This window comes from Cohnella sp. OV330 (assembly GCF_900112065.1).
GTDB lineage: Bacteria > Bacillota > Bacilli > Paenibacillales > Paenibacillaceae > Cohnella.
In genome coordinates this window covers 940143-961322 of the sequence record NZ_FOKE01000001.1, presented here as the reverse complement: position 1 = coordinate 961322, position 21180 = coordinate 940143, and the positions used below count along the sequence as shown (strand labels likewise).

Below are 21180 nucleotides of genomic sequence, written 5' to 3'. Positions count from 1 at the left end.
ATAAATGAATTACCAGGCCTAACATTTTATATGAAAACTTGTCCTTATATTATAAGGGTATCGACTTTTATGGCACAACCAATTAAGACAATTTATAAGGGGGTTATTCGAAACATATGAAGCTGAACGGAGACTGGGAGAATCCGCATGTCGCTCACAAGAACCGTCATCCCATGCATGAGCCGTATGGAATATACGAAACCGTGGAACAGGCGCTAAGCGGCGACCGGAGAGCGTCAAAATACGTAAAATGCTTAAACGGCACCTGGAAATTCAAAACGTTTTCATCTCCGGATGTAGTAACGGATGAGTTTTATCATCCTGCATATGACGTGTCCAAATGGGATGATATCCCTGTTCCTTCCAACTGGGAGTTGTTCGGATACGGGAAACCTATATACACTAATATTAAATATCCCTTTGCGCGGAAGGGGGCGGACGCTCATCACGAAATTCAACTGAAGCAAGATGAATTTGTTTTGAATCCGCCTTATGTGCCGGAGGATAACCTCACCGGATGTTATGTCCTATCGTTCGAAATTCCTGAACATTTTAACGGCAGAGATTCGTTTATCGATTTTGCCGGTGTGGAATCCTGCTTTTATCTGTGGTTAAACGGGAAGTTCGTCGGTTATTCGCAGGACAGCAAGCTTAACGCTTCTTTTGATATTACCGATTACATCCAAACGGGGCAAAACCATTTGGCCGTTCAGGTGATGCGATTCGGAGCCGGTTCTTATCTGGAGGATCAGGACTACTGGCATCTATCGGGTATTTTCAGAGATGTTCTGATTTATGCAAAACCGCGAATGCGAATTCATGATTATAAAATCGAAACGCTTTTCCCGGGTGATTATGACAATGCCGAATTAGCCGTGACGGTTTATCCTAATAATCAAGCAAGCTGTTATGGGGAAGCTCGCGTGCGTCTGTCTCTTTATGATCACGATCGAAAATTGGTTACGCAATTCGAGACGCCGAAGTTTGCGGATTTCAGATCCTACCTGCAAGACAACTATGTGGCGAAAGTCAAACAAACCATTAAGAGTCCCCAATTGTGGAGCGACGAAATTCCTTATCTCTATAAATTGGTATTGGAAATGATCGACCCTGACGGAAATGTCGTTGACATCGAGAGTGCAAATGTCGGCTTCCGAGAAATCAGCATCGATAACACCGGGATATTGAAAATTAACGGCAAACGTCTCATCATTCGCGGAACCAACCTTCATGCATTTTGTCCCGAAACGGGGCGCGTGGTGTCGACGGCGTATATGAGCGAGCAGATCAAGATCATGAAATCGCTAAATATCAATGCGGTAAGAACGAGTCACTATCCGCATGCCGTCGAATGGTACGACCTTTGTGATGAACTGGGCATATATGTTGTGGATGAGGCGAATATTGAGACCCATGGCATCGGCGGCCAGCTCAGCGCATCTCCCGAATGGACGCATGCTTATATGGAACGTGCAGCACGGATGGTGTTGCGAGATAAGAATCATCCCTCGATCATTCTGTGGTCCTTGGGAAATGAGTCCGGTTACGGAGCGAACCATGCTGCCATGTACGGGTGGATGAAGGAATATGATAAAACAAGATATGTTCAGTATGAGTCCTTGAATCCTCCGGCCAATATTTCCGATATCATGGCGCCCATGTATCCTCAGAAGGATTGGATCGTGGAATGCATGACGAGCAGCGATGACTTGCGGCCGTTTATTATGTGTGAATATGCGTACGCGAAAAGCAACAGCAACGGGAATTTCAAGGAATTCTGGGACCTTATTTATAAATTCCCGCGGTTTCAGGGCGGCTTCATTTGGGATTTCCAGGATAAAGCGCTTGTCCGGCATGATGAATCCGGGAACAAAAAATATGTTTATGGCGGCGCCTTCCAGGAAGAGATTATGGATTCCGCGCCCGATATGTGCCTGAACGGCATTGTATTTCCGGATTTAACGCTGAAACCGGCTGCCTATGAAATTAAAAATGTGCAAGCTCCCGTCCAGATCGATTATTTAAAACGGCCTTATGATGTTCCTGGTAATAAAAGCTATCGAATTTATAATCATTATACGCATCGGGACTTAAGCCACCTGGACGTCGGTTGGGAACTTGTTTGCGACGGGAAGGTTGTGGAAAACGGTACATTACCCCGATTACACACGCCGGCCGGAGCTATCGAAAGTCTTCAGGCCCCATACGATCCAACCAAGGTCTCTGGGGAAGCGTTCCTGAATTTTTATGCTTATCTGAACGAGGACGCCTATTATGCAAATAAGGGAACCTGTATCTATGCATGCCAGATCGAGTTGAAAGATTCCGTATATGAAATACATACCGGGGATATTCAAAGTGGGAGCCTGGTATATGAAGAAGCTGCGAATCGAATTCATATTTATAATGAAAATACGAACGTGGTCTTCTCGAAAGAAACGGCAGCGTTCATTTCTGTCAGATACAATAATCAAGACTACTTTACGGGCGGAGCGAACAATTTCTATCGGCCGCCAACGGGGATAGACGCAGGTGTGCCTGGTGAGACGCTAAACTATGCAGATGATTGGAGAAGCCTCGGGCTGGACTCCGATCAGAAAGAGATCAAGCGTATCCGGGTATATGCAGCGCCTGCCTCGGTCATCATTCAGGTTCGTGTTCTTTATCATGGATGCATTGAAACACTTACGGAGTATGCGATTGGCGGTAAAGGCATTGAAATTACGAACACTGTCGTGAATAATGCTAATGTCGATACCTTACCGAGAATCGGTCTGAGCTTTACCTTCCCTGCTGCCTGGAAGCGTATCGAATGGTATGGCCGCGGGCCATGGGAGAACTATGCGGACCGTAAAACGGCTGCCTTCGTCGGTATATATGAAAGCTCTGTTGAAGAACAGCATGTTCCCTACATCGTGCCGGTTGAGTGCGGGGGCAAGGAAGATGTCCGTTATTTGTATGTGTCGGCGGATGACCGCAAGGTAAAAGTCACCTCGGCGGGTCACTTCCATTTTGACATCCATCAGTACAGCATCGGACAGTATGACAATGCCGCCTACGAGGACGAGCTTGGCACATCCGATTCTGTTTTCCTTCATATCGATTACAAACATGCAGGTCTTGGTGGAGATACTGGATGGACCAAAAATATTCACGATGAATATAAAATCGAAAAGGGCATCTATGTATACAAGATCACTTTAGAGATCGTGGATTGAATAGTAGATCCTCGACTCATTGGCGATTCGAACGTGCTGTCGCATATGCAAGTTAATGCTTGGCTAGGAATTAAAAAATAACCATTACGCACATTTCTGGTTCTCTCGAGTAAGCGAAAAGATCGCTGTAGCTATCAACGGCTGCCGCGATCTTTTTCGTATGCAATCTATCCCTTCCGGGACGCGGACGAGGCGCCGTACAGGAGTTTGGAAGATTGTATGGAAATGACCGAGTATAAGACAATTTACGCCCGTAGTGCGACGGAAGGGGATGTGACACTTTTAAAGGAGAAGCGCCGCAGCAGGATGAGCGGGCGACAGGCGCTTCAACGAATGCCGCATCGGCAACGGAAAGGAGGAACTGAGGAACGTTCGGCAAGGGAATGACGAGATCGGATTCGACGCTTCACGCAAGGCCATTCGATGAAAAGGATGTGTCCGAATGCTGTCGATCGTCAAAAAGTCAGGCCTTTCACTGCTTGTCGCCGCATTAATCTCCTCGCCTCTAACCTTTTCCCCCGCCGCCCGCGTGCACGCGGACGCCGTCGAGACGAACGTCGCGCTCGGCCATGCGACCGTCACCGCGAACGGCCTCGTCAAAAACGCGGTCTCGCTCGCCAAGCTCGTCGACGGCGACCGGCAGGCGTCCAATTACTTGTTGATCGACGCAACCGCCGGGCCCAAGTGGGTTCAGCTCGATCTCGGCGAATCGTTCGACGTCACGCGCGTGAACGTACTGAACGACTTCAATCCTTCAGAGCCTCGGACCGGCAGGGACATCATCGTCCAGCTGTCCAACGACCCTTCGTTTGCAAGCGGTGTCACGACCGTGTTCAACAACGATACGGACAACACGGCCGGCCAGGGCGCAGGAACCGACGCTTCTTATCTGGAGCCGACCGACGGCAGCGGCAAGAACGTGACGCTCTCCTCCCCCGTGAATGCGCGGTACGTCCGCTCCTGGGCGAACGGACACGTCCGGTCCTCGAACAACGCCGTCCAGACCGTCAATACGCCTGTCGAAGTGGAGGTGTATGCCGCCGTTCCCGCGACGAATACGTCGCTGCCGAGCGCCGTAGGCCTGACTGCGGGCAGCGCCTCGGTCAACAGCGTGAGCTTGTCCTGGACGAGTCCGGGACCGTCGACGGTCAGCGGCTATGACATCCGCTACTCGACCTCTCCCATTACGAGCGCTAACTGGGACAACGGTCTCGTCGTCAAGCGGGTGACGGGCGAACCGTCCCCGGCAGCGGCTTCCGCCGCCCAGAGTATGACCGTGAAAGGGCTGTCCTCCGGCACGCCGCTCTACTTCGCCATGAAGACGGTCGGCAGCTCGGGACAGGTATCGGCACTCTCCTCCTCCGTCCAAGTCTCGACCCTGCCGGTCGCCAACATCGCGCTCGCCAAGCCGGTCACGACCAGCGGCGCGGTCAATCCGAGCGGGCAGCCGATCTCGGGCCTGACCGACGGCGTGAAGACGCGCGACGCCTATTCGCTCTATAGCGTCGCCGACGGTCCGAAGTGGGCGCAGCTCGATCTGGGCAAAACGTACGACATCGCCCGGCTCAACATTCGCAACGACTGGGGCGCCTCCGCCGACGCCTACCGGTATGCCCGCGACGTCGTCGTTCAGCTGTCGAACGACGCGAGCTTCGCGAGCGGCGTCGTCACGGTGTTCAACAACGACGGCGACAACAGCTCAGGCCTGGGCGCCGGCACGGACGCCGAATACATGGAGCCGGCGGACGGCAGCGGCAAGGACATCGTGCTCGCCGACACGGTCGGCGCGCGTTATGTCCGCTACTGGGCGAACGGCCATGTCCGGGTCAACGGCTCGGTTAATACCGTCGACACGCCCGTCGAGATCGAAGTATACGCGGATCCCCAGGATAGCTCGCCGCCCGCCGCGGTGACGAACCTGGCGAGCACCTTCGTCTCCTGGCAGTCCGCCGATCTCGCCTGGACGGCGCCCGGCGGCGACGGCAATACGGGCACGGCTGTCGCCTACGACCTCCGCTACGCGACGAGCGCGATCACGTCGTCCAACTGGTCCTCCGCGACGTCCGTATCCGGCGTTCCGGCGCCTAAGGCCGCCGGCTCGGCCGAAGCCTTCACGGTCGCCGGATTGACGCCGGGCACGACCTATTACTTCGCACTCAAGGCCAAGGATCTCGTCAACGAATCGCCGATCTCGAACGTCGCGATCGTCACGACGCCGGCGGCGGATACGGTCGCTCCGGCCGCCATCGCGAACCTGCAGGCGACCCAGGCGATGTTCAAGTCCGTCAAGCTGACCTGGACAGCGCCGGGCGACGACGGCTCGAACGGCAAGGCCGCCAGCTACGACGTCCGTTATTCGACTTCGCCCATCACCTTGTCCAACTGGGCGTCCGCGACCCAGGCGGAGGGCGAACTGCCGCAGCCGACCGCGGGCACGGCCATGCGCTTCAAGGTGACGGAACTGACGGCAGGCACCACCTATTACTTCGCGGTTCGGACGACGGACGCCGTAGGCAACGTATCGGGGCTGTCCAATCCCGTGAGCGCCACGGTCGCGACGCCGACGGCCGACGCCGTCGCGGTATCCTCGCTCTCTGCCCTGCAGACGGCGATCGACGGCGCGCCGGCAGGCGGCCGCGTCATCACGCTGGCGGCGGGTACCTATAACCAGTCGACGACGATCAATATTACGGGCAAGAACAATATCACGATCCAGGGCGCCGGCAGCAATTACGCGTCGACGGTCGTGAAGGGGTTGGGGATCAACAACAGCTCGCTCGACATCAACTTCAAGGTCAACGACTCCGATTATGTCACGTTCAAGAACATGACGATTCAGGATTCCTATTATCATGCCATCCAGGTCAATCAGGGCTCGAAGTACTTCCACGCCGACGGCCTCAAGACCTGGGACAACGGGGAAGGCGGCTTTAAGACGACCTTCGACCTGAACGGCGGCAGCGGCTACACCGATTACGGCATCATCGAGAATTCGCTGATCGGCTACACCACGAGCGGCATGCGCAGCGTCGTGGAAGGCGTCGACCTGATCGCCTCCAAGGGCTGGATCGTCCGCGGCAATCGCGTCGAGAACGCCAAGACGTCGAATAACGGCGGCGGATACGGCATTTTCGCCAAAGGGAATTCCATCGACACGATCTTCGAGAACAACGTGATCGTAGGCAGCTTTGTCGCCATGTCGTTCGGCGGCGGCGGCACGGGGGCGAGCTTCTTCCGCAACCAGGACCAGACCTACGAGCATCGCGGCGGCATCATCCGCAACAATGTCGTCTTCGGCGCTACGGATACGGGCGTCTACCTGAACAAGGCCAACGGCTACAAGGTGTACAACAATACGATTCTGAACACCGGATCCGGCGTCGGCGCCATCGAGCCCAGATTCGCAGGCACGAGCGGCGAGGTGCGCAACAACCTGATGACCGGCACGGTTAAAAACCGCGACAGCGGCACCTCCGTGGCGAGCAACAACATCACGGGCGCTACGGCAAGCTGGCTGGTCGATCCGGCGGGCGGCGACTATCGCCTGCATCCGTTCAACGGGATGGCAGCCAGAGACGTCGGCATGACGCTATCCGACGTGCCGACCGACATGTACGGCGAAGCCCGTCCTTACGGCAGCGCGTACGACGTCGGCGCCGACGAGTTCGCGCCGAGCGAGACGACGCCGCCGGCGACGACGACGAGCCTGGCCGCGAGCAGTCCGACCTCGCGCACGTTCACGCTCGCGTGGACGGCGCCGGGCGACGACGGCACGACCGGCACGGCGTACGCCTACGACATCCGCTATTCGAACAGCAATATTACGGATGCCAACTGGGACAGCGCCCAGAAGATTTACAATTTGCCGCAGCCGTTGGCGGGCGGGACGGCGCAGACGCTCAAGGTCGAAGGACCGACGGCTGGCGCGACCGTCTACGCCGCGATGAAGACGATCGACGACCAGGGCAACGTCTCGGCGCTGTCCAACGTGGCTTCCGTTACGATGCTGGGGAGCTCGGCGACCGAGTTTACGCCTTCCGACGACGTGAATTTCGCCGGTGCCGCCGCATACGGCAATGCCACCACCACCATCGTCCAGAATAACGGCAACAGTGTCTACTACGGCTATGTCAAGGCAGGCTATTCCGGCTTCGCAGGCACGGCGGCGGAGCGCGCGACGCTCAAGATGTTCGTGCAAAACCAGCCGAGCAAGACGTGGGGCGTCACGGTCACGGGGCTGTTGGACGACGCTTGGACCGAGAGCGCCGTGACCAATGCCACACGCCCGAGCGAGACAGGTGCGGTCGATCTGGGCAAGATCATGGTCAGCCAGCCCGGCTGGTACGAATTCGACGTCACGGCGTTCGTGAACGCCCAGATGTCGGATCACACCGTATCCTTCAAGCTGCACGACCCGCTCGTCCAGGCGAGTTCGGTGACCTTCTTCAGCACCGAGAACGCCTACAACCGGCCTTACCTCGTCTTGAGCGCGACGGATACGTTCGCGCCGGCGCGGACCGAAGATCTCAGGGTCTCGGCCAAGACGATGACCAGCGCCACGTTGAACTGGACGGCGCCCGGAGACGACGGCAACGAGCGTACGGCGACGCAATACGACGTCCGCTACAGCACGTCTCCGATTACCGCATCGAACTGGAGCAGCGCGACCCAAGCGATCGGCGAACCGACGCCTCAGACGGCAGGCACGGCGCAGAGCTTCACGGTGCTGGGGCTGACGACGGGCACGACGTATTACTTCGCCATGAAGACCCGCGACAACGCGAACAACGAGTCCATTCTGTCGAACACGGCGCAGACCGTATTGGAGTCGACCGTCAATGTCGCGCTCGGCAAGGCGGTCACCACGAACGGCACGGTGTCGAGCGGCTCCGTCTCGGTCGTGACGGACGGCGCGCGGGGCTCGAGCGGGTACGCGCTGATCAGCGTCGCCGACGGTCCCAAGTGGGTGCAAATAGACCTGGGCCAGGCGTATCCGATCAGCAGAATCAACGTTCTGAACGACTGGGGAGGCACCTCGGGCATCGCCAGGACGGGGCGCGACCATGTCGTGCAGCTGTCCAACGATCCGACGTTCGCAACCGGCGTCACGACCGTCTTCAACAACGACACGGACAATAGCGCGGGACTCGGCACGGGCAGCGATGCGGACTATCAGGAGCCGACCGATGGCACGGGCAAAAACATCGCGATGACGACGCCCGTCAGCGCCAGGTACGTAAGATCCTGGGCTAACGGACACGTGAGAGTCACCGGGGAAACGAATCTGGTCAATACCCCCGTCGAGCTCGAGGTATACGCGAATCCCGGGGATGCGACGGCGCCGGGCACGATCGCGAATCTGTCCGCGTCCGGTACGACCTGGAAGTCGACCAATCTGTCGTGGACCGCTCCTGGCGATGACAGCACGACCGGTACGGCGGCTTTTTACGACATCCGGTACTATACGTCCAGCATCTCGGAGAACAACTGGAACGATGCCGTGCAGCTGACCAACGAGCCGGCTCCGGCGATCGCGGGCACGACGCAGACGCTGGCGGTAACCGGACTGCCCGCGGGCACGGCGCTGTTCTTCGCGATACGGACGTTCGACGAGGCGTCCAACGCCTCGGCCCTGTCCAACGTCGTGCCCGTCACGACGGCGGCGAACGATCCGACGCCGCCTGCGGCGATCGCCGATCTGCAGGCGGTACACCCGGGGGCGCGCAGCGTGCAGCTGACCTGGACGGCGCCGGGCAACGACGGCAACGCCGGCATGGCGGAAGGCTACGACGTCCGGTACTCGACTTCGCCGATTACGACCGAGGCCCAGTGGAACGCGGCCACGCAGGCGGAGGATGAGCTGGCGCAGAAGAGCCCGGGATCGACGATGAAGTACCAGGTCAATCAACTCCAGACGGGCGTGACCTATTACTTCGCGGTCAAGACGTACGACGACGGCGGCAATTACGGCGGGCTGTCCAATCCCGTCAGCGCGGCGACCGCCGCGCCGACGCCGGACAGCGCGACGGTCACGTCGCTGGCCCAGCTGCAGCAGGCGATCGACCAGGCGCCTGCGCAGGGCCGGGTCATTACCCTCGCCGCGGGGACCTACAGCCAGACGGCGACGATCAATATTAACGGCAAAAACAATATTACGATCCAAGGCGCGACGTCGAACTACGACGACACGGTCGTCGCCGGTCAGGGCATCGACGCCTCGAGCATGGATATCAACTTCAAGGTCAACGATTCGGACTACGTCACGTTCAAGAACATGACGATCCGCGATTCCTACTACCATGCGATCCAGGTGAATTCGGGGTCGGATTACTTCCGCGCCGATCATCTGAAGACCTGGGACAACGGAGAGGGCGGCTTCAAGTCGACCTCGGGCGGCACCCCGGATCTGCCTTACGCGGACTACGGCACGATCGAGAATTCCTTGATCGGCTACACTACGGGCGGCACGCGCAGCGTCGTGGAAGGGGTCGACCTGATCGCGGCCAAGGGCTGGGTCATCCGGGGCAACACCTTCCAGAACGCGAAGAAGGCCGGCGGCGTCGCCTATGCCTTCTTCGCCAAGGGCAATTCCATGGATACGCTCGTCGAGAACAACGTGTTCAAGAACAGCTTCATCGCCATGTCGTTCGGCGGCGGCGGAACCGCTGCGCAGTACTTCCGGAACGGGGATACGTCGCTTGAGCACCGCGGCGGCATCATGCGCAACAATGTCGTGTACGGCACGGACGACGCGGGCGTCTATATGAACAAAGCTTCAGGCTTCAAGGTGTACAACAACACGATCCTGGGCGTTCCGTCGGGCGTAGGATCCGTGGAGTCCAGGTACGCGGGGAGCAATGGAGAAGTACGCAACAACCTGATGGATAAAGCGGTGAAGCCGCGCGACGGCGGTACCGCGACCAGCAGCAACAACATTACGAACGGTACCGCGAGCATGCTGGTCAACGCGGCAGCCGGCGACTACCATCTGAACGCGGCCACCGCCTCGGCGGCGATCGACGCCGGCTACGCGCTGCCGGCCGACGTGCCGCTGGACATGGACGGCCAGCCGCGTCCGTCCGGCTCGGCCTACGACATCGGCGCCGACGAGCTCAGCGCGACGCCGGCAGCGCCCGCCGGCCTCACGGCCAGCTTGGTCAGCGGCAACGTGCAGCTGGCCTGGAATCTCGTGTCCGGCGCCACCAGTTATACGGTGAAGCGCGCGACAGTCGCCGGAGGTCCGTATACGAGCTTGGCAACGGGCGTCACGACGAATGCTTATACGGACAATGCCGCAGCGGCGGGCGCAACCTACTACTACACCGTCTCCGCCGCGAACGCGGCGGGCTCGGGGCCGAATGCCGCCGAGGCGTCCGTCACGGTACCGCTGGCGGCGCCGACCGGCGTCACGGCGACAGGCGGCAACGGCGCGGTCAACCTGGGCTGGACGGCTTCTTCCGGCGCGACCGGCTACAACGTGAAGCGCGGCACCGTCAGCGGCGGCCCGTACAGCATCGTCGCGACGAGCGTGACCGGCGTCGTCTACGCCGATACGACCGTCGCGAACGGGACGACGTATTATTACGTCGTGAGCGCCCTCAGTTCGGGCGGCGAGAGCGCGGACTCCGCGCAGGTATCGGCTACGCCTTCGAGCGGCGCGGCGCTGAGCCGCACGGGCTGGACCGCGACGTCGTCGACGAATTCAGGGACGGCCAACGCGCTCGACGGCTTAGCGACGACCCGCTGGACGTCCAGCGGCGCGCAGAGCGTTGGCAGGTATTATCAGGTCAATATGGGTTCGGCCAAGACGTTCAACAAGATCACGCTCGACTCTACGGGGGGCAACGATTATCCCCGCGCCTACGAGGTGTACGTCTCCTCGGACGGCACGAACTGGGGCACCGCGGTCGCGAGCGGCACGGGCAGCGGCAATGTGCAGACCGTCATCTTTCCCACGCAGACGGCGCAGTATATCAAGGTCGTACTGACGGCAGCGGCCTCCCCGTGGTGGAGCATTTACGAGTTCAACGTGTATGAGCCTTAAGCGCTCGCAAAGGGTACGATCTTAGGGATCTCTCTTAAGCTTCCGCATGAAACTAGATCCGCTTCCGACCGACCGCCGGCGGCAGCCCGACTTCGGGCCGCTCCGGCGGTTTTCGCCGTCTTATATCTTGACGCTTTTCAGCAAAATACGGCATACTTATTCATGGCAAATAATAGTAAAAAATTATATACCGACTACCGGGCAAGTTCAACGTCCCGGTTCGCCTGCGACTAAGTGTAAGGAACCATTCCTGGGCCGACGATCAACATCCGGCATTCGTTTACTACGATGAGACCCATGCGAAATGGACGGACATCGGAGGTACGCTTTCCGGAGGCGCTCTGGCAGGCGAAACCGATCACTTCACCAAATTCGCCGCGATGCCAATTACCAATGAGCCGACCTCTGAGCAGCCGATTCCGGTGCCGACAGACATCGCCGGGCACTGGGCCGAGCAAGAGATCGTGGGCGCTGTCGCCAAAGGGATCATCGCCGGATATCCCGACGGTACGTTCCGGCCGAACCTTCCAGTGACGCGCGCCGAATTCGCATCGCTGCTGGATCGCGTATTGGCGTTGCCGGACGGCAATCCTTCGGACTTCGAGGACCAGGGCGATATTCCGGCATGGGCAAGCGAAGCCGTGGCTGCAGTCGCGGAAGCCGGCATCGTCGGCGGCTATCCGGACCGTAGCTTCTGCCCGGGCGCTCCTTTAAGCCGAATCGAGACGGCCGCGCTGATGGCAAGAGCCGCACGATTGCCTGCAATGAATACGCAACGGACTTCATTCGCCGATGATGACGCGATCGCCGAGTGGGCGTTGCCCTTTATCAATGCTGCATATGAAGCCGGGCTTGTACGGGGCCAGAGCCTTAACAGGTTCAATCCTTCGGCCCCGATCACGCGAGCCGAAGCGGTCGTGCTGCTGTCGCGAATGGCATCATTGCGGTAAGATCACGAATATAAACGAGGTGCAAGAGGGCTGTCCCGTCATTCGAGATGACAGGGGACAGTCCTCTGTTTGTACGGGGGCATGCCGAAGCTGCTTCTGCATGGCTGACGGGCGTCTGCCAAGTCCGTCCGATAGGCGATCTGTACGTAACTGGTCGCCAAAACCAAACTTTTGGTCGGCAAACTGAAAGCGGTATCACGCGGGTTGGCGATACAATGGTATCATGAGCGCGCGATTGAACAATGGAGGCGACACGCATGGATTCCTTGAAAATATACGGCTTGACGGTAGAGTATCGAACCCAATTGCTGGGGACGGATGTCCGGCGCCCGCGGATCAGCTGGAAGCTGGGATCCGACCGCAAAGGCACGGTTCAGGAGGCGTATCGGATTCAGGTCGCCTCGGGACTAGCGGACTTTGATTCGCCGCTATGGGACAGCGGGCGCGTCGAATCGAATGAATCGGTGCTTATCCCATACGACGGGCCGGAGGCGCAGTCCCGCACGCGATACTACTATCGCGTTAAAGCTTGGGACGCGTTCGGCCGGGAATCGGATTGGAGCGAGGCGGACTGGTGGGAGACGGCGCTTCTGTCCGCCGATGAATGGCAAGCGCAATGGATCACCCCGGATTCGCGCGCGATCGATCCGGCGGCCGAGCCGGCGTTCCTGCTCCGCAAGCCGTTCGACCTGAGCGGAGGGGATATCGTATCGGCGCGGATCTACGCGACGGCCGCAGGCGTCTACGAGCTGCACTTGAACGGCAGCAAAGTCGGCGACGACGAGCTCGCGCCCGGCTGGACGAGCTACAATAGCCGCCTGCAATACCAGACCTACGACGTGACGGCGCTGCTTCGCGAAGGCGGCAACGCGCTGGGGGCGACGGTCGCGAACGGCTGGTACAAAGGGCGTCTGGGCTGGGAAAACAAATCCAATCATTACGGCGATAGGAGAGCCGTCCTCGTTCAATTGCACGTCCGGTACCGGGACGGCGCGGAAGCCGTGATCGCGTGCGACGAGAGCTGGAAGGCAGCGACGGGACCTGTGCTGTTATCCGAGCTCTACGACGGAGAAACGTACGACGCCCGTCGCGAATGGGCTGGCTGGAGCGAACCCGGCTTCGACGACGCCGACTGGCGCGCGACGGAACGGCTCGACCTCGGTTACGCCCGACTGGTCGCACAGGAGAACGTGCCGACCCGCGTGACTGAAACGTTGAAGCCGGTAGCCGCGATCCGCACGCCGGAGGGAGATGCCGTGCTCGACATGGGACAGAACATGGTCGGACGGATCCGGCTGTCGGTAGCGGCTCCCGCAGGCACGGCGATCAAGCTGACGCATGCCGAGGTGCTGGACAAGCACGGCAACTTTTACATGGGCAACATCCGTACCGCCAAGCAGACCGTTACCTATATCGCGCGAGGCGAAGGGACGGAGACGTACGCGCCGCATTTTACGTTTCAGGGCTTCCGTTACGTCAAGGTAGAAGGGTTCCCCGATCAGGAAAATGGATTGCCCCTGGACGCTTTCACGGGCGAAGTCATGCATTCCGACATGCAGCGGACCGGCTCGTTCGAATGCTCCGACGAGCTGGTGAACCGGCTGCAGCGCAACATCGTATGGGGCCAGCGCGGCAACTTCCTCGACGTCCCGACGGATTGTCCGCAGCGCGACGAGCGCCTTGGCTGGACGGGAGACGCCCAGGTTTTCGCGCCGACCGCCTTATTTAACTACAACGGTGCGTCCTTTTTCGCTAAGTGGCTGCGCGACCTCAAGGCCGATCAGCTGCCGGACGGCAGCGTGCCGTTCGTCGTCCCGAACATCCTGCAGGGATACAATGCGGCGGCGTGGAGCGACGCGGCCACCGTCGTTCCTTGGGCGCTGTACGTCAGTTACGGCGATAAACGGATCTTGGCCGAGCAATACGGCAGCATGAAGGCATGGGTCGACTATATCCGCGGTCAAGGGGAGCAGGAGCATATTTGGAACACGGGCTTTCACTTCGGCGACTGGCTGGCGCTGGATGCCAAGGAAGGCAGCTACATGGGCGCCACGCCGAACCATATGGTGACGGCGGCCTACTTCGCCCTTTCCGCGCGCATCCTCGGGGATGCGGCTCGCCTGCTCGGGTTCGCGGAGGATGCGGCTTATTACGGCGCGCTGGCGAAGCGAATCGCTGCGGCCTACCGCGACGAGTTCATCACGCCGAACGGGCGGGTCGCCTCCCAGACGCAGACGGCCCACATCATCGCGCTCGTCTTCGACCTCGTCGAGCCGAAGGATCGCTCCCGGATCGCACGGGACTTGAACGAGATGATCGTCGACAACGACTACCACCTGACGACCGGGTTCGTCGGCACGCCGTTCCTCTGCTTCGCGCTGTCGGACAACGGCTACCATGAGACCGCGGTCAAGCTGCTGCTTCAGCAGACGTACCCGTCCTGGCTGTATTCCGTCGCCAAGGGCGCGACGACGATCTGGGAGCATTGGGACGGGATCAAGCCGGACGGATCGTTCTGGAGCGACGACATGAACTCCTTCAACCATTACGCCTACGGCGCGGTGGGCGACTGGATGTACCGCAAAATCGCCGGCCTGGCGCCCGACCCTGCAAGACCGGGCTACAAGCGGATTCGTATCGAGTCCGATTACACGGGCGGCAGGCTCAGCCACGCACGCACGTCCTACGAGTCGATGTACGGCAAGGTTGCGTCCGGTTGGACGTTCGCCGGAGACGTGGTCGAGCTGCGGGCGACGATTCCCGCCAACGCCACCGCATCCATTCTGCTCCGCGGAGCGGACGCGGACCAAGTCAGATGCGGCGGAGTCGGCTTGGCGGACGCCGAAGGGATCGTCTCCCTCCGCCAAGAGGCGGAAGGCGTCCGCGTCGAAGCGGGATCAGGCGTTTACGTCTTCACGTACGCGCGGCCTCAGGCTTCTTATCGCGTGTATCATCCCGGCATGCGGCTCGGCGAATTGGCGCGATGGGACGCCGCCAAGCGCATTTTCGATAGCCATGCGCCCGGATTCGCCGACAACCTGGGGTATATGGAAAAGCTGCCGCTCGCGGCGGCGGCGAACAACCCGATGGGCGGGGGCCTCTCGCAGGCACAGTTCGAGGCGATCGTGGCTGAGCTACAGACGCTCAGGGAGTAGCCGCAACGTCATGCAACCGTCATAAAATAAGCTGCCGGAGGGAACACGAATGGAGAATGCAACCAAGCAAGCGGCAGTTCGCTATGTACAAAACTCGCAAGGACCGCTGTTAGGCTACGACGAGACGTCCGGCGTGCGAATTCTTCACGCGGACGGACTCGCCTTCAAGGATCTGAACAAGGACGGCAAGCTGGACCCGTACGAGGACTGGCGGCTGCCGCCGGAAGAGCGGGCCAGGGACCTCGCTTCCAAAATGACGATCGAGCAAATCGCCGGACTCATGCTGTACAGCAGCCACCAGGCGATCCCGGGCAACATGGGATGGTTCCCCGCCACGTACGCCGGCGGCAAGTCGTTCCCGGACAGCGGCGCGGCGCCGAGCGACTTGTCCGATCAACAGCTGGATTTCCTGTCGAACGACCATATCCGGCACATCCTGGTCACGCGCGTGCAGAGCCCGGAAGTCGCCGCGAGCTGGAACAACAACGTGCAAGCGTACGCCGAGCGCCTCGGCCTCGGCATTCCGGTCAACAACAGCTCGGATCCGCGCCACGGCTCGGATACGTCCAAAGAGTTCAATGCCGGCGCGGGCGGGGCGATCTCCATGTGGCCGGAGAGCATGGGACTCGCGGCCACGTTCGATCCCGAGGTCGCCCGGTCGTTCGGCGTGATCGCCTCGCGGGAATACCGCGCGCTCGGCCTGGCGACGGCGCTGTCGCCGCAGGTGGATCTGGCGACGGATCCGCGCTGGTTCCGCTTCGGCATGACGTTCGGCGAAGACCCGCGGCTGGCCGCGGACATGGCGCGCGCCTACATCGACGGCTTCCAGACGTCGGAGGGAAGCGCCGAGATCGCGGAAGGATGGGGCTACGACAGCGTGAACGCCATGGTGAAGCACTGGCCGGGCGGCGGCTCCGGAGAAGCCGGCCGCGACGCCCACTTCGGCTACGGCAAATACGCGGTCTATCCCGGCAACAACTTCGAAGAGCACTTGCTTCCCTTTACGGAAGGCGCATTCCGCCTGGCGGGCAAGACCGGCGAAGCTTCGGCCGTCATGCCCTACTACACGATCTCCGTCGGACAAGATCCGATAAACGGCGAAAACGTCGGCAATGCCTACAACGCCTATCTCATCCGCGACTTGCTTCGCGGGAAGTACGGCTACGACGGCGTCGTCTGCACGGACTGGGGCATAACGGCCGACGAAGGCGCGGACATCGAGCGGCTCTTCCCGGGCGGCCGCTGCTGGGGCGTAGAGGAAGGCCACACGGTCGCGCAGCGCCACTACAAGCTGCTCATGGCGGGCGTCGACCAATTCGGCGGCAACGATGATGCCGGTCCCGTCATCGAAGCCTACCGGATCGGCGCAGAGGCGCACGGGGAAGCGTTCATGCGCGCGCGCTTCGAGCAGTCGGCGGTTCGGCTGCTCAAGAACATGTTCCGGCTGGGCTTGTTCGAGAATCCGTATTTGAACGCCGTCGAATCCGCGGCCATCGTCGGCAATCCCGTCTTTATGGAGGCCGGTTACCGGGCGCAGCTGAGATCGGTCGTGATGCTCAAGAACGAAGGCGCCCTGCCGCTTGCAAAGCGGAAAACGGTGTACATTCCCAAGCGGAAGCTGCCGGCGGACACCGACTGGATGGGGAATCCGGTCCCGCCCTCGGAGGCTTACCCGATGAACCTGGAGGTCGTGAAAAAGTACTTCGACGTCGCCGACCGACCGGCGGACGCGGACTTCGCGCTCGTCTGCATCGAAAGCCCCCGTTCGACGAAAGGCTACAGCAAGGCCGACGCGGAGGCCGGAGGCAACGGCTACGTCCCGATCAGCCTGCAGTACCGGCCGTATACGGCGGCGCATGCAAGGGAGACCAGCCTCGCGGGCGATCCGCGGGACGTGCTGAACCGTTCCTACAAAGGAAAGACGGCGGCCGTCGCGAACGAAAGCGATCTGGACGCGGTCCTGGAGACGAAGCGGCAAATGAACGGCAAGCCGGTCGTCGTCTCCATCGCGCTCTCGAACCCGGCCGTCGCAGCCGAATTCGAGCCATCGGCCGACGCCATCCTCGCGCACTTCGGCGTGCAGGACCAGGCGATCCTCGATATTCTGGCGGGCGCGTTCGAGCCGCAGGCGCTGCTGCCGTTCCAAATGCCCGCGGACATGAACGCCGTGGAAGCGCAGCTCGAAGACGTCCCCCACGACATGGACGTATACGTGGATTCGGCAGGGCATGCTTACGATTTTGCCTTCGGTCTGAACTGGAGCGGCGTCATTCGGGACGACAGGACGAACCGATACGCGAAAAAGCGGCGAACTTCATAGCGATCGACCGGGGGAAGGGCTGCCGCATGAGGGCCCTTCCTTCGAGCATATACCGCGGTCATTTTAAAAACGCTATAATGCGAAGTACGACTTTAACGCACAATCGCAAGGAGGGGCGGCGGCCATGCGCAAGATCCGAACGTACGTCAACTCGGTCCGCTTCAAGTTTTTCGCCGCCGTTTTGGTCATTTTCGTGCCGCTGATTACCGTGTTGATCATCAACAACTTTTATTCCGGCGAGGTCGTCCGCAACCAGGTCGCGCAGTCCAACAAAAACCTGCTCAGCCTCTACATGGGCCAGATCGACCAAAGGCTGGAAGAGGTCGACAAGTATTTGTCCAACACGCTCGAGAGCGACCTGAACATCCTGGACATGGAGTTCCCCAAGTCGCGCGACGAGGACCGCTACAATATCGCCAAGCTCACGCTATTCAACACGATGAAGGACGATATCGGCTACTACCCGACCCTGGATGCCTTCTTCGTCTATTCCGCGGTCAACAAGGATCTATTGATAAGCCAGTCGCTGCCGGACGGCTACGAGGAGCGGGAGAGCGCGCGCGAGGAAATGACGAAGCTGGTCGAAAACGACGCGGACAAGATCGACTATTCCCGCTGGCATGTCCGGAGCGGCGCGAACGGCGACTATCTGTTCCACCTGATGAAGTCCGGCAACGTCTATATGGGCGCCTGGATCGGCAGCGACAAATTGATGGTGCCTCTCAATCTGATCGATCTGGGCGAGTCGGGCGCGGCCGTCATCACGACCGGCGAAAATAAGCCGATCAGCCATGGCGCCTTGTTCGAAGACAAAGGCATCGACTTGACGTTCCCGGACGAGTCCTACGCCATCAGCGGAAAAGGAAAACACGCTTACCTCATCATGGGCGAACGGTCCCGACTGGGCAATTTCAATCTCGTCGCGCTCGTGCCCGAAAACGAGATCCTGCAAAAACTGCCGTATCTTCAGCGCGTATCGTCGATTATCTCCATCACGGCGGTCATGTTCCTTCTCCTCTTCTTGGCAATGATGCGAAGCATCTTCCTGAATCCGGTGAAGCGGATCGTCATCGCCATGCGCAAGCTCCGCGACGGCAATTGGGACTCGCGGCTCGACCAAAAGCCGACGTCCACCGAGTTTCAGATCGTGAACGAGACGTTTAACCGCATGATCGGCGAGATTCATGACCTGAAGATCAACGTGTACGAGGAAAAGCTGAACCATCAGCGAGCGGAGCTGAAGCACCTGCAGCTTCAGATCAATCCGCATTTTTTCCTGAATTCGCTCAACATCATTTACAATCTGGCGACGGTCAAAGATTTTTCGCTCATCCAGGAGATGACCAAGTGCCTCGTTTCCTACTTCCGATTCATGTTCCGCAGCAGCTCCTATTTCGTACCGCTCGGAGACGAGCTCTCCCATACCTCGAACTATTTGCGGATCCAGCAGCTTCGGTTCCCCGACTTGCTGCATTACAGCGTCGAAAAGCCCGATGATCTGCTCGCGCAGGAGGTGCCGCCGTTGATCGTGCAGACGATGGTGGAGAATGCGATCAAGTACGCCGTGAATATGGACGAGCCGATCCGGATCTCCGTCGAGGTCGCGCAAGCGGAAGACGAAGAGGGCAATCCTCGGCTGGTCATCCACATTAAGGACACCGGCCCGGGGTTCCCGGACGAAGTGCTGGGCCGGCTCGCGTTAGACCCGGAACAAGCCGGGAGCGAGGGCGGCGAGCAGATCGGGATCTGGAATGCCAGAAGGCGGCTGCGGCTGTTGTATCAAGATCGGGCGACGATCGACTTCTATAACGGGGCCGGCTTGGGCGCGGTCGTGAAGATCGAGATGCCGATGCAAAAGAAAGCAGGGTGATTCGCGATGTACCACGTACTCATCGTAGACGACGAGATCCATGCGGTCAGAGGCTTGCAGGCCGGCGTAAATTGGGAGCGCCTGGACATCGGCTTCGTCCATACGGCGCATAGCATGAAGCAAGCCCAGGAAGTGTTCCGCGAACAGCCGGTCCATTTGATGGTTTGCGATATCGAGATGCCGCAGGGCTCCGGCCTGGAGCTGGTCGCTTGGGTCAAGGATCATTATCCGGAGACGGAAGCGATCTTTTTGACCTGCCATTCCGATTTTTCGTTCGCGAAGCAAGCGATCCAGATGAACAGCTTCGATTATATGCTCAAGCCGGTCGATTACGGGGAGCTCGAGACCGTCATTGGCAAAGCGCTCGGAAAAATGAAAAAGGAGAAGGAGCTGCGGTCGTTCGAGGAGACCCATCATCACTACCGCAAGCTCTGGGAGTCCCATCGGCCGGTCGTGGCCGAACGGTTCTGGCAGGATCTCATTCACCGGAAAATCCCGGCCAACCCGCAGGCCGTCCAGTCGCATCTTCGCGCCGCCGGCTTGTCGTTCGACGAAGACGCGTCGTTTCGGCCGATGTATATTCGCGTGCAGCGCTGGCACAAGGAGCTGTCCGAGCGGGACAGAAGAATCATGGAGTACGCGCTTCGCAACGTGCTGGAGGAAGTCATGAAGGAGGTTCCGGGAACCGCGGTCATCCCGATCGGGGAAGGGGCGCTGCTGACCGTCGTGCCCGTGGACCGGCCGGCCGAAGATGCGGAGCTCCGGGCGAACGGAGACGCGTTCATTCAGAACTGCAATCAGTATTTGTTTTGCGATCTCAGCAGCTACGTCGGCGGCACGGCGCCGCTTCACGAATTGCCCGGCATGCTGCGGAGACTGCAGGAGATGGACGACAATAATGTAACGCAGGTGAACCGCACGTTTATTCTGGGCGAGAAACGCAAGGAGGCTTGTTCGGCGCAGCCGGCGCCTTTGTCCGAATGGGGCGAGTGGATGAAGCAGGGCGCCCGGGCCAAGCTGACCGAGCACGTCGAGCGGTATCTGGAGGCGTGGAAGGAGACGGGCAGCGGGGTAGACGCGCATACCGTCCATTCGTTTTATCAAGACTTCCTTCAGATGGTGTTTTTCGTCCTGCAATCCAAAGGCCTGCAAGCCAACCAGGTGTTCGCCCAAAACTTGCTGACGGACAAGCCGGATTCCGTGCTTCGTTCGCTCCGCGCCCTGCAGGAGTGGACCCGATACGTGATCGAAGTGGCGATGAACCACATTCATTCCATCGAAGAAAACCTGTCCGTCGTCGACAAAGCGAAGCGATACATCGCGGAGCAGCTTGGCCAGCAGGACTTGTCCCGGGAGGACATCGCGAACCATGTGTTCCTTAACCCGGACTACCTGACCCGGATCTTCAAAAAGGAGACGGGCATGTCGCTGTCCGATTACCTTCAGCAGAAGCGGATCGATTATGCGAAGGAGCTGCTCGAAAGCACCGGACAATCCGTCAGCGACATCGGGCTTGCGGCGGGCTACTCCAATTTGTCCTATTTCTCGACGATCTTCAAGAAAGCGACCGGCCTCAACCCGGTGGATTATCGCAAGCGCGCGCAGCGGCAATAAGAAAGAAAA

Annotated in this window: 7 protein-coding genes; all 7 read left to right on the top strand. The window is 59.6% G+C overall.

Annotation, left to right across the window (positions count from 1 at the left end):
- The first annotated feature begins 116 nt into the window (after nt 1-116).
- The 7 genes from BM235_RS03560 to BM235_RS03530 all read left to right on the top strand — a co-directional run bounded on the left by BM235_RS03560 (nt 117) and on the right by BM235_RS03530 (nt 21171).
- Nucleotides 117-3218, top strand: a complete 3102-nt coding sequence (locus BM235_RS03560; protein WP_090109335.1) for a glycoside hydrolase family 2 TIM barrel-domain containing protein — start codon at nt 117-119, stop codon at nt 3216-3218.
- A gap of 442 nt (nt 3219-3660) precedes the next feature.
- Nucleotides 3661-11262, top strand: a complete 7602-nt coding sequence (locus BM235_RS03555) for a fibronectin type III domain-containing protein (protein ID WP_090109332.1) — start codon at nt 3661-3663, stop codon at nt 11260-11262.
- A 422-nt stretch (nt 11263-11684) separates the two neighbouring features.
- Nucleotides 11685-12212, top strand: a complete 528-nt coding sequence (locus BM235_RS03550; protein WP_158543677.1) for an S-layer homology domain-containing protein — start codon at nt 11685-11687, stop codon at nt 12210-12212.
- A gap of 257 nt (nt 12213-12469) precedes the next feature.
- On the top strand, nt 12470-15367 hold the full coding sequence (locus BM235_RS03545) for an alpha-L-rhamnosidase (protein ID WP_090109328.1): 2898 nt from the start codon (nt 12470-12472) through the stop codon (nt 15365-15367).
- Nucleotides 15368-15416: 49 nt separating this feature from the next.
- A complete protein-coding gene (locus BM235_RS03540; protein WP_090109326.1) occupies nt 15417-17687 on the top strand; it encodes a glycoside hydrolase family 3 protein in 2271 nt (756 codons plus the stop codon).
- A gap of 124 nt (nt 17688-17811) precedes the next feature.
- Nucleotides 17812-19557, top strand: a complete 1746-nt coding sequence (locus BM235_RS03535) for a sensor histidine kinase (RefSeq protein ID WP_090109324.1) — start codon at nt 17812-17814, stop codon at nt 19555-19557.
- A 6-nt stretch (nt 19558-19563) separates the two neighbouring features.
- On the top strand, nt 19564-21171 hold the full coding sequence (locus BM235_RS03530) for a helix-turn-helix domain-containing protein (RefSeq protein ID WP_090109322.1): 1608 nt from the start codon (nt 19564-19566) through the stop codon (nt 21169-21171).
- Nucleotides 21172-21180: the final 9 nt, after the last annotated feature.

What these genes read in the sequence shown, in the direction of transcription:
- BM235_RS03560 (WP_090109335.1), top strand. Translation starts at nt 117, where the DNA reads ATGAAGCTGAACGGAGACTGGGAGAATCCGCATGTCGCTCACAAGAAC.
- BM235_RS03555 (WP_090109332.1), top strand. Translation starts at nt 3,661, where the DNA reads ATGCTGTCGATCGTCAAAAAGTCAGGCCTTTCACTGCTTGTCGCCGCA.
- BM235_RS03545 (WP_090109328.1), top strand. Translation starts at nt 12,470, where the DNA reads ATGGATTCCTTGAAAATATACGGCTTGACGGTAGAGTATCGAACCCAA.
- BM235_RS03540 (WP_090109326.1), top strand. Translation starts at nt 15,417, where the DNA reads ATGGAGAATGCAACCAAGCAAGCGGCAGTTCGCTATGTACAAAACTCG.
- BM235_RS03535 (WP_090109324.1), top strand. Translation starts at nt 17,812, where the DNA reads ATGCGCAAGATCCGAACGTACGTCAACTCGGTCCGCTTCAAGTTTTTC.
- BM235_RS03530 (WP_090109322.1), top strand. Translation starts at nt 19,564, where the DNA reads ATGTACCACGTACTCATCGTAGACGACGAGATCCATGCGGTCAGAGGC.